The organism is Streptomyces sp. NPDC007162 (assembly GCF_040634175.1).
Taxonomy (GTDB): Bacteria; Actinomycetota; Actinomycetes; order Streptomycetales; family Streptomycetaceae; genus Streptomyces.
Map to the genome: position 1 here is coordinate 1 of NZ_JBEYFC010000355.1, position 9,776 is coordinate 9,776.

At 71.9% G+C, this 9,776-nt stretch carries 10 protein-coding genes and 2 pseudogenes; 9 read left to right on the plus strand and 3 right to left on the minus strand.

The annotated features are described in order from the left end of the window. Both ABZ646_RS31910 and ABZ646_RS31915 read left to right on the plus strand, forming a co-directional pair. Window positions 1-160 (plus strand): LuxR C-terminal-related transcriptional regulator (locus tag ABZ646_RS31910; protein WP_360526553.1); only part of this gene is annotated, 160 nt, incomplete at its 5' end. A 169-nt stretch (window positions 161-329) separates the two neighbouring features. Beyond that, window positions 330-479, plus strand: a pseudogene (locus tag ABZ646_RS31915) (XRE family transcriptional regulator); the annotation flags it as partial. A gap of 321 nt (window positions 480-800) precedes the next feature. On the opposite strand, the gene ABZ646_RS31920 reads toward ABZ646_RS31915, so the two are convergent. The 3 genes from ABZ646_RS31920 to ABZ646_RS31930 form a co-directional block, all read right to left on the minus strand. Next, window positions 801-1,790, minus strand: a complete 990-nt coding sequence (locus ABZ646_RS31920; protein WP_360526526.1) for a malate dehydrogenase — start codon at window positions 1,788-1,790, stop codon at window positions 801-803. A gap of 300 nt (window positions 1,791-2,090) precedes the next feature. Beyond that, window positions 2,091-3,140 (minus strand): DUF2690 domain-containing protein, encoded by a 1,050-nt coding sequence (locus ABZ646_RS31925; RefSeq protein WP_360526529.1) that lies wholly within the window; start codon window positions 3,138-3,140, stop codon window positions 2,091-2,093. A gap of 597 nt (window positions 3,141-3,737) precedes the next feature. Continuing rightward, window positions 3,738-4,262, minus strand: coding sequence for an RNA-guided endonuclease TnpB family protein (locus tag ABZ646_RS31930; RefSeq protein ID WP_360526532.1), 525 nt, complete (start codon window positions 4,260-4,262; stop codon window positions 3,738-3,740). 143 nt (window positions 4,263-4,405) lie between these two features. Between ABZ646_RS31930 and ABZ646_RS31935 the strand changes: the two genes are divergently transcribed. From ABZ646_RS31935 to ABZ646_RS31965, 7 genes and pseudogenes are all read left to right on the plus strand, one after another. Next, the gene (locus ABZ646_RS31935; protein WP_360526535.1) at window positions 4,406-4,552 is read left to right on the plus strand and encodes a hypothetical protein; all 147 of its coding nucleotides are present in this window, start codon (window positions 4,406-4,408) and stop codon (window positions 4,550-4,552) included. 150 nt (window positions 4,553-4,702) lie between these two features. Continuing rightward, window positions 4,703-6,462: pseudogene (locus ABZ646_RS31940) on the plus strand (hypothetical protein). Further along, window positions 6,452-6,802, plus strand: coding sequence for a hypothetical protein (locus ABZ646_RS31945; RefSeq protein WP_360526538.1), 351 nt, complete (start codon window positions 6,452-6,454; stop codon window positions 6,800-6,802). Before ABZ646_RS31940 ends, ABZ646_RS31945 begins: the two are co-directional and overlap by 11 nt. 705 nt (window positions 6,803-7,507) lie before the next feature. Then, entirely contained in the window at window positions 7,508-8,182 is a 675-nt protein-coding gene (locus ABZ646_RS31950) for a hypothetical protein (RefSeq protein ID WP_360526541.1), read from the plus strand. A gap of 160 nt (window positions 8,183-8,342) precedes the next feature. Beyond that, window positions 8,343-8,507, plus strand: coding sequence for a hypothetical protein (locus ABZ646_RS31955; protein ID WP_360526544.1), 165 nt, complete (start codon window positions 8,343-8,345; stop codon window positions 8,505-8,507). A gap of 23 nt (window positions 8,508-8,530) precedes the next feature. Beyond that, a complete protein-coding gene (locus ABZ646_RS31960; protein WP_360526547.1) occupies window positions 8,531-9,268 on the plus strand; it encodes a DUF2637 domain-containing protein in 738 nt (245 codons plus the stop codon). Between the two features lie 178 nt (window positions 9,269-9,446). Continuing rightward, a partial coding sequence (locus ABZ646_RS31965) for an aldehyde dehydrogenase family protein (protein WP_360526550.1) occupies window positions 9,447-9,776 on the plus strand: 330 nt, incomplete at its 3' end.

Here is a 9,776-nt window from a genome sequence, read left to right on the forward strand (position 1 = left end):
GTCCAACCTGGAGATCGCCGACCGGCTCTACATCAGCGAGGCGACCGTGAAGACCCACCTCAACCGCACCATGACCAAGCTCGACCTGGGCAGCCGGGCCCAGGCGGTGGTGGTGGCGTACGAGACGGGACTGGTGACGCCGGGCCGCCACGGTGGCTGAGACCGCGGGGGCTTTCACCGCCCGGCGGCCGGCTGTGGCACAGAGGTGACGGTTCCGCCGCGGGCCGTCCGCACTGCGACAGCCTGCGGGAACCGTCGGGACGCCCACCGTCGTCACCCGCTTCGGACGGGCAACGAACTGGCGACGAGGCAAGCCGTGGAGGTGCGTGATGGGCGGCTGGCAGCCGCTGCCCCAGGGGCTGCCGCCGGAGGTGCGGCACTTCGTGGAGCACCTGCGGCTCCTCAAGGACGACACCGGACTCAGTCTGGTCGCACTGGGCGCCCGGACCGCGTACAGCAAGTCCTCCTGGCAGCGCTACGGCCCCTCCGGCGTCGTCGAGTTGTGCGTACCAGACCACCCCGTGTGCGGCCGGGGGCCCGAGGGCTCGTTCACGCGGCGCCCGGAGGCCGCCCACCATGTTTTCGCCGACGACGACCCGTCCCCGGACCGCCTGCCGCTCCCCCGCGCGGACCGGACGCTCCGGGGCAGCACGCGTGAACACCGGGCGCCGGTGGGACGGAAGGAGTCGACGGCCGCTGCGAGCGCGGACGTCGAGGGGCCGCTTTCGGCGGTGGCGGCCGGAACGGGAACGGGCCCCGGCCCGGACGAAACCGGATCGGGGCCCGCGGAGTGCGGGGGCTCAGATGAGGCCGAGGGCGCGGACCGCCTCGCGCTCCTCCGCCAGCTCCTGCACCGACGCGTCGATGCGGGCGCGGGAGAACTCGCTGATCTCCAGGCCCTGGACGATCTCGTACGTGCCGTCCTTGGTGGTGACCGGGAAGGAGGAGATCAGGCCCTCCGGGACGCCGTAGGAGCCGTCGGACGGGATGCCCATGGAGGTCCAGTCGCCGTCGGCGGTGCCGTTGACCCAGGTGTGGACGTGGTCGATGGCGGCGTTGGCGGCGGAGGCCGCGGAGGACGCGCCACGGGCCTCGATGATGGCCGCGCCGCGCTTGGCGACGGTCGGGATGAAGTCCTCGGCCAGCCACTTCTCGTCGTTCACGACCTCGGCGGCGTTCTTGCCGGCGACCGTGGCGTGGAAGATGTCGGGGTACTGGGTGGCGGAGTGGTTGCCCCAGATGGTCAGCCGCTTGATGTCGGCGACCGTGGTGCCCGTCTTCTTCGCGAGCTGGGTCAGCGCGCGGTTGTGGTCGAGGCGGGTCATCGCGGTGAAGCGCTCGGCCGGTACGTCCGGCGCGGCGGCCTGCGCGATCAGCGCGTTGGTGTTGGCCGGGTTGCCGACGACGAGGACCTTGATGTCGTCCGCGGCGTGGTCGTTGATGGCCTTGCCCTGCGGCTTGAAGATGCCGCCGTTGGCCTCCAGGAGGTCACCGCGCTCCATGCCCTTGGTGCGGGGGCGGGCGCCGACGAGGAGGGCGACGTTGGCGCCGTCGAACGCGACGTTCGGGTCGTCGCTGATGTCGATGCCCTGGAGGAGGGGGAAGGCGCAGTCGTCGAGCTCCATGGCGGTGCCCTCGGCGGCCTTGAGCGCCGGGGTGATCTCCAGGAGGCGGAGCCGGACCGGCACGTCCGCGCCGAGCAGCTGGCCGGAGGCGATGCGGAAGAGCAGGGCGTAACCGATCTGGCCGGCCGCGCCGGTGACGGTGACGTTCACGGGAGTGCGGGTCATGGCGTTCTCCGTATGACAGCTGGCGGTGGGCGTCCTTGCCCTGGGTGCCCTGGGGTGCGGACGTACAGATGATCGATCTCTTGGTATCAAGAGATCCACCGGTCAGGCTATCGCGCATCGCGGATGCCGGACGTGGAGGGGTGGGTGTGGCTCCCCCCACAACGAAAGAGGCGGCCGCCTGCCCGGGAGAGGGTGGGACAGGTCGGCCGCCGATCGGGGGTGCCGGTGACCGGACTCCCGTGGGGGTTACGGTTCGCGTGCCCGGGAATCGGCGCGGCATTCCCGGACGCCGGGGTTTTTCTACGGGGTGCACGCCGTCCGCCCCGACGCCAGCGTGGCGCAGGCCTTCGCCGCCGTCGCGTCCCGCACCGCCACCATCGGCGTGTACGCGATGGTGTCGCCGGTGGCCGTGATGTCGCCGCGCTCGGTGGCCGTACCGGCGGTGACCCGGACCGAGTCTCCCCGGGCGGCCCCGGTGATACGGCCCCAGGCGGCACCGCAGGTCCTGCTGTACCGGACCTCCAGGGTGGTCGCGCCGACCGCGAGGGTCTTCACGGTGGTCGCGAGGTCACCGCTGCACCCCATGGCCTCCGCGTCCTTGCCGGTGCAGCCGGCGCCCGCGCACTTCACCCCGGCCGGCAGGCCGGTGCCGACGGTCGCCGACGGGGTGGCGGAGGTCCCCGTGCCCTGGTTCTTCTTCCCCTCGCCGCCGGTGCCGGTGAGGAAGAGGACGCCGGCGATGACCACGGCCACCCCGACGACCCCGGCGAGGAACATCGTCAGCCGTCGGCGCCGGTCGTCCGCCGGCGGCACCGGCCCCCGGGGCGCGGCCGGTCCCCGCGCTCCCGTCCCCTCCTGGTCGCGGCGGTCGGCGTCGGGGGCCCCCGGCTGGGGCGGGATGGTGGGCGAGACCCCCGCGGGCCCGGCGATTCCCGACATCGCGACGGCGCCGCCCGCGCGCCGCGGCGCCTTGGTCCCGGCAGCGGGGCCGGACGTGGCCGGCGGCGCCCCGAACTCGCCCAGCGCGGCCCGCGCCTGGGAGATGCGGATCGCCTCCATGGTCATGTCGTGCCGCATCTCCGAACGGCTCCAGGCCCGCTCGGCCAGCTCCCACATGGTGGTCAGGTGGACGGGGTCGGTACCGGTGACCTCGGCGAGCGCGACGATCGCGCCCTTGGGTGCCAGCAGCCGGCCGCCCAGGTACCGCTCCCAGGACGTCCTGCTGTAGCCCGTGCGGTCGGACAGCGCCGCGACGCTCAGCCCGCCGCGGTCCACGAGCCGCCGCAGCTGGGTCGTGAACTCCTTGACCTGCGGATCGAGTTCATCCGGCAGGGCTTTCCAACGAGGCATTGCTCCCCCTCTTCCCCCGGTCCTCTGTCCCCGTCTGGCTACCCACCGGACCACGGCGGCTCCGGAACCCGGTCCCTGGGCAGGGGGCGCACAGAAGCACCGGTCCGCCGACGCGCACCCGTCGCACGCCGACCCGCGTACCGTCCAGCGGGCCCCCGACCCGCCCCGATCGGACACGTTAGCCCGGTCGCGCGGTGACACGGTGATCTGTCCGCCGGTTTGTCAACACATCGACACACCGGTCATCCGGTCGTGACCTCCCAGGTCACAGCAGCCTCAGGTCACCCGAGAACCACGACTGCGGCGACCGCCACGAGGAGCAGCACGAGCAACAGCACGATCGCCAGGAGCAGCAGCCGCCCGTGCGGGTGCGGAGCGGGTTCCGGCTCGGGGCGGTCCCACCAGGGGAGCGTCGGTTCGCCCTCGTACTCCTCGGTGCCCGGCCGACGGTCAAGCGCGGTCGCAGGGCGCGGCCAGGCCCGCGACCCGGCACAGCGCGACCACGGCCTGCCGCGGCGGCGGCTGCACGGCGTTGAGTTGACTTGCTCTTCGGGTTGAAGCCCGAGGATTGTGGCCTTCTCGATCGTTGCCGTGCCACTACGCGGCACGGTTTCCGGTCGGGAGTGCGTGGCTTCCTGTTTCTTCGCGCTGTGCCGGGATCGCTCCTGGTCTTACCGGCGCTCCACAGGCCGATACCGCCGGTCCGGCGGCCGTCTTCACGTTGATCGCGGCGTTGTGGTCCCGGTCGTGGACGGTGCCGCAGGCACGACAGGTCCATTCCCGCACGTTCAGGGGTTTGGGCCCGTCCACGCCACCGCAGGTGGAGCAGGTCTGGGAGGTCGGCTCGAACCGGCCGATCTTGACCAGGACACGGCCGTACCGGGAAGCCTTGTATTCCAGCATGCTGAGGAACGATGCCCATCCGGCGTCGTGCACGGACTTGGCCAGGCGCGTACGGGCCAGTCCCACAACCGACAGGTCCTCCACCGCGATCCCTTGGTTCTCGGAGATCAGCTCCGCGCGTCGCAGGAAGCGCGGGGAGTCGATCTTCGTGCCGTCGGACAGGACGGCGAAGTGGGTGAGGCCGAGGTCGATGCCGATGGTGCGGTCGGTTGCGGGCATCCGTGCCCGGTCGGCGGCGGGGTCGGTGTCGATGACGAAGGAGGCGAAATACCTGCCGGCCGCGTCCTTGACGACGGTGACGGAGGTCGGGGTGGCGGGCAGGGCGCGGGACCACTCTGATCGGCCTGATCAGCTCCTGGAGCGTGCCGTTGGCCGGCGCGCTCGGACTGGTCACCCTCGAGGTGCCGCTCCCGCTGCCGCCGATCGCCGTCGCACCGGCCTGGCATCCCCGCCGCGCCGTCGACCCGGTCCGCGCGCCTGGCTGTGCGGCCGCGTACGGGAGCTGCTGACCGGCGCGTGCGTCGGGGAGAACCGCCGGCCGACTGCTGACCAGCGGTGGCCTCGGTGAAATGCGTATCGCCGGTCACGGTCGTCCCTCTATGCTGATGGTCTGTCAACACGACGTCTGACAACGCATTTCACACGCATCGGGGGATCGCGTGAGCACTGCTTACGTGCCACAACAGCCGCATCCGGGAGCGCCCGCCGGGGCGCCGCCCGCCCTGCCGCCCACACCGCCGTACGCCAGCGAGGCGACCCGGCTGCTGTGCGCGGGCACCTATCTGGACGCCGGTTACCGGGACCGGGTCATCGAGGAACTCCACCTCAACGAACAGCGGATCGCGGCCCCCTCGCTCGGCTTCGACGCGGCCCGCGTCCTCGCCCACGCGCTGCGCGCCCGCCGCCAGGAACTGGCCTGGGCCGCCGCGATCTTCGGACTGTGGGCGGTCGGGATGCCGCTCAGCGGCTGGCTGCTCGGCTCTTCCTGGTGCCCAGCATCGCCCTCGCCGTCGCCCCCTGGATCGACGGGCTCACCGTGGTGCCCACGATGTACCGGTTGATCGCGGCCTTCCTGGTCCGCTGGTGGGGCCGGGTGTTCTTCACCGTCGCCCTGGTCCTGACCCTCGTCGTCGCCTTCGGGGGCGGCTCGGACAGCGGCTCGTCGCCCTACGGCTCGTACGACAACTCGTACGACGGCTACTCCGGCTCCTCCGGATCCCCCGGCTGGGGCGACCTGCTCGTCCCGGGCGCCAGCGACATCGGCGGGCTGGTGAAGCCCTGGCACGCCTGGCTCGCCCTCGCGGTGCTCGCCGGTATCGCGCTGTGCGAGCACGCCCAGCGCACCCGGTTCACCCGGGTACTGGCCGCCGAACTCTCCCCGGAGCGCTTCCCGGACGCGGCGAACGACCCGGCCGAGAAGGCGGAGAACCCGCGCTTCCAGCGGCTCAAGCAGCGCATCCGGCTCGAACAGGACGCGCCGCTGATCATCTACAACGAGGCCGACCCGTTCTGCGGGGCCGGCGCCGCCTACAGCACCTGGGTGCTCGCCGTCGAACTGAAGCGGGACGAGCTGAAGAAGGAGCGGCAGCCGCTCGGCAACCGCGCGATCCTGGAGCGGGTCCGCCCGCTGCTCGAACAGCTGCGCATCCCCGCCGAGTACGCCGGACCCGGCGCCCGCGACCGGCTGCGCCAGCTGGAGATCGACGAGTGCGTGTTCCTGCCTGCCGAGGGGCTGCGCAGCCGGGACCAGGCGCCGTACACCGCGCAGGCCTTCGAGGAGCACCGGGCGCGGGCCGTCGAGGAGGGCGCCGAGAAGCGCCGGCACTTCCTGCGCATCCGCGTCGGCGGCTGGGAGGAGGAAGTGGTCGTCACGGTGTTCGTGCGCGTCCACACCCAGGGCCGGATGCTCGTACTGGAGGTCGCCCCGCACGTACTGACGCCGGTCCGCGCGGAGTTCAAGAACGCCGACCGTACGGCCCACCGGTTCCGGAACAACAACTGGCTCGGCAAGTCCGCCGCCGCGGCCGTGCGGATCCCCGGCTCCGTGGGCCGTTCCCTCGCCCAGCTCGGCCGGGGAGCGGTGTACGTCTGGCGGCTGCTGACCGGCGGCCACGCGGGCGCGCTGCCCGAGGGGCCTGCGTTGTCCGTGCGCGAACTGGGCGCGGTGGACGTCGGATCCCACTTCCAGGAGATGGACGTCGTCCGGTACCTGCGCAGCATCCAGGACCGGGTGGCGCACGGGGTGCGGGCCGCGCTCGCCGACGCCGGTTACGAGACCGGCGAGTTCGTCCAGAAGATCGTCAATGTCAGCAACGACGTGAGCATCGGCCGCGTCGAGAACTCCACGTTCGCGGTGGGCAGCCACGCCACCGCGTCCAGCGTCTCGCAGCAGAAGGGGGCCGACGCCAATGGCCAGTGAAGAGCCGCAGGTCAGCATGGGCAACGTGTCCGGGAGCACGTTCGCCATCGGCAGTCACGCGCACGCCGAGAGCCACCACCACGGGTCCGGTGGCACCCAGACCGACGAGGAACTCCTGGCCGCGGTACGGGAGTTGCGCGCCGACCTCGCACGGGTGCGGGGCACCGAGCAGACGGCGGCGCTGGGTACGGCGCTCGCCGAGACCGAGGACGAGATCACCAGCACGGGGCAGGCGGGGCCGACGCGCCGGGAGCGCCTGCGTGAACTCCTCGCCGACTCCCAGGCCCTGCTGGGCGTGCTGGCCTCGGCGGGCGCCCTGGCCGGGCTGCTGGGGATGTGAGAGGGCGAGATGAGCGACGGGGGAACAGGTCACTGGAACGAGGCCGAACAACGCTGGGAGGATGTCGCGCACCCCACCGCGACACCGGCCACCCCACCACCGACGCCACCGCCACCGCCCACACCGGCAGGCCCCCAGGAGTGGTGGACGGGCCCCACCGACCCCTGGTCGACCACCACCTCCCAGTCCCCGAATCCGACATCCGCGCCGACCCACCCCCAGCCCGCGGCACCGACGGAACAGATACCCCCGCCGGGTGGGACAGCAGCCGAGCCGTCCCCCGCCCAGCCCCCGACACCACCCACACCCACCTGGCCACCCACGGCGGACACCCCCGCCCTGCCGCCTGCGGCCGACAGCTCTGCACAGCCACCGCCGCCCGCCGCCCCGCCTGCCTGGCCGCCCGCCGCCGACACGCCCGCCCTGCCGTCCGCCGCAGGCGCCCCAAAGCAGTTGCCCGCAGCATGGTCACCTGCCCCTGACACACCCGCCTGGCCGCCCGCCGCCCACACGCCCACCTGGCCACCCACCGCCGACACGGCCGCCCTGCCACCCGCCGCCGCCGTCCCCACGCCGCCGCCCCTCGCCGGCGCCCCTGCCCGGTCGCCTCTGTCCGGGGCGGCCGGGCGGCCGCACGCTGCGCCGATACCTCCCAGGCCTCCGGTCGGGGGTTCCCGGGGGGCCGGGCGGCGGGTGGTGTGGGCCGTGGTCGTGGGGGCCGCCGTCGTGGGTGTGGCCGTGAGCCTGGTGCTGACGCTGGTGGTCGGCAAGGGGGGCGGCGACAAGCCCGCCGCGGCCGCCGCCTCCGTCACCCCGAAGAGCTCGGCGCCCCCCACCCGGACCTCCGGACCGCCCACGAAGTCCGCCTCCCCGTCGGCCTCCGCACCCCCCGCGGGCTACCAGCTGCGCCAGGACACCGAGGGCTTCCGGATCGCCACCCCCGAGGGCTGGACGCGCTCCACCGTGGCCTCCTCGTACGGCTTCGCCGTGGTCAGCTACCGCAGTCCCGACCGCAAGCACCGGCTGCAGGTCTACCAGGTCGCCGAACCCACCCCGGCCGCCTCCTTCGATCTCTACCTCTCCGACCAGACCCCCAAGCCGCGCGGTTTCCAGGAGCTCGCGCTGACCACCCTCGACGACGGCCGCTTCACCGGCTCCCGTCTCGAGTACCTGGCCGACACGATCAGCGGGGAGCCGGACCTCGGCACCTGGCACGTCGTCGACGAACGGTTCGTCGGACAGGACGGCAAGGTCTACGCCATCGCCTCGTACGGCCCCGAGGCCGGGGGCGGCGACGACGAGCTTGCCTATCTGACGACGGCGGTCGACTGGTTCTGCCCGCCGGACACGGTCTGTGACGCCAACCCCTCGACCGACTGAGCCCCTCTCCGCATTTCACGGAATGTAACCGCCCGCATATTCACAATTTCCCAATTGTGGCGCTCCAGGTATTCAATAGGTTCTCTTCCGGGTGACGCGAATTCCCCCGAACGCCCCAAACCCCGTTCCCTACACCGGTCGTTAGGTGACCGTGACGCGATTGGACTGGCGCATCGCCGAAGATCAACCGACCACCGTACTCCGCTGGCCCAGCAGTATGGATATCACCTCATGCTCGGACCTGCTCGATGATTTCCTGAAGAGAATCAACGCGATGGAAAATGAATATCGGCGGACCATGGCAGATCTGTACGGGGCGGCCTGAAGCAGGGTGTGGAGGTTTATCAGATGGACGGGATTCAGCACGAAACCGGCCTCTACGACAACACGGGTCTCTATGATCACCCCGGCCTGTACGACCACCCCGGTCTCTATGAGCACACCGGTCTCTATGAGCACACCGGTCTCTACGACCACGCCTGGGTCGCCCCGGAACCCGATGTCGCCCCGAACGACTGGGACCCGGTCGAGGAACTGGCCCAGATACTGTCCGCACCGGCCGGTGTGAGTGCGGCCACCACTCTGCTGGACGTCCCGGCCCCGCGCAGGTCCAGCCGCCGCCGGCTCCGCCAGGAGTCCCACCTGCTGGACGGCGGCCGCCGCCTGACCCACATCACGCTGCTGATCGTGGCGGTCTCCGCGTGCGCGGTCCTCATGCTGGCGTGGTCGGTCTGCTACTCCTACGGGCAGCTGCGCGGCATCGCCTCGTCCGTGCTGCCCGTACGGCTCGCGCTGTACTGGCCGCTGACGGTGTACGGCCCCTGGTTCGTGGCGGCGCTGTCCGTGCTGCGGGCCACCGCCCAGCGGCGGAGCGCGCGGCGGTCCTGGTGCGTGGTGCTGGCGGCCTCCCTCATGGCCGTGGCGCTCTGTGTCAGCCACTCCTCCCACGCCCTGTTGTCCTTAGTGATTTTCGGGATCCCGCCGGTCACCGCCCTGGTGTGCTTCTGGGAACTCGTCGGCCAGATCTCGACCAAGACCCGCCCCCGGCACGCTTCCCACGGCGAGCCGACCGGCGCCAAGGCTTGAGGCCGAGCCCGTTCGGCAACCGTTTCGACCCGCTTTGTCCGGCTGTTCCGTGATGCAGCGCACTTTCGGCCACCGATTGCGCATGCAATCCGAGTCCGAGGGCAGGCGGTGACGGTCCCCGAGTGTGACCTCAAGGTCACACAGGGGTACTGACCAGGAACGGAAGGCAATACCGATCATGGCGGACAGAACCGCACGAGCGACCATCCAGGTCGGAGGCGAGTGGCTGGAAGCCGCCTCCGGCGCGACACGTGAGATCATCGACCCCGCGGACGGCCTGCCCTTCGCCGTGGTCGCCGAAGGGGACGAGAAGGACGCGGAGTCGGCGGTGGCCGCCGCCCGCCGCGCCTTCGACACCGGCGACTGGCCCCGCACCCCCGTGGCCGAGCGCGCCGCCCTGCTCCGCCGGGTGGCCGACCTGCTCGTCCGTGACCGCGAGGAACTCGGCCTGCTGGAGAGCCGGGACGCCGGCAAGACCGTCGAAGAGGGCCGCGTCGACATCGACTGC

What these genes read in the sequence shown, in the direction of transcription:
- ABZ646_RS31920 (WP_360526526.1), bottom strand. Translation starts at nt 1,790, where the DNA reads ATGACCCGCACTCCCGTGAACGTCACCGTCACCGGCGCGGCCGGCCAG.
- ABZ646_RS31925 (WP_360526529.1), bottom strand. Translation starts at nt 3,140, where the DNA reads ATGCCTCGTTGGAAAGCCCTGCCGGATGAACTCGATCCGCAGGTCAAG.
- ABZ646_RS31930 (WP_360526532.1), bottom strand. Translation starts at nt 4,262, where the DNA reads ATGCCCGCAACCGACCGCACCATCGGCATCGACCTCGGCCTCACCCAC.
- ABZ646_RS31945 (WP_360526538.1), top strand. Translation starts at nt 6,452, where the DNA reads ATGGCCAGTGAAGAGCCGCAGGTCAGCATGGGCAACGTGTCCGGGAGC.
- ABZ646_RS31960 (WP_360526547.1), top strand. Translation starts at nt 8,531, where the DNA reads ATGGACGGGATTCAGCACGAAACCGGCCTCTACGACAACACGGGTCTC.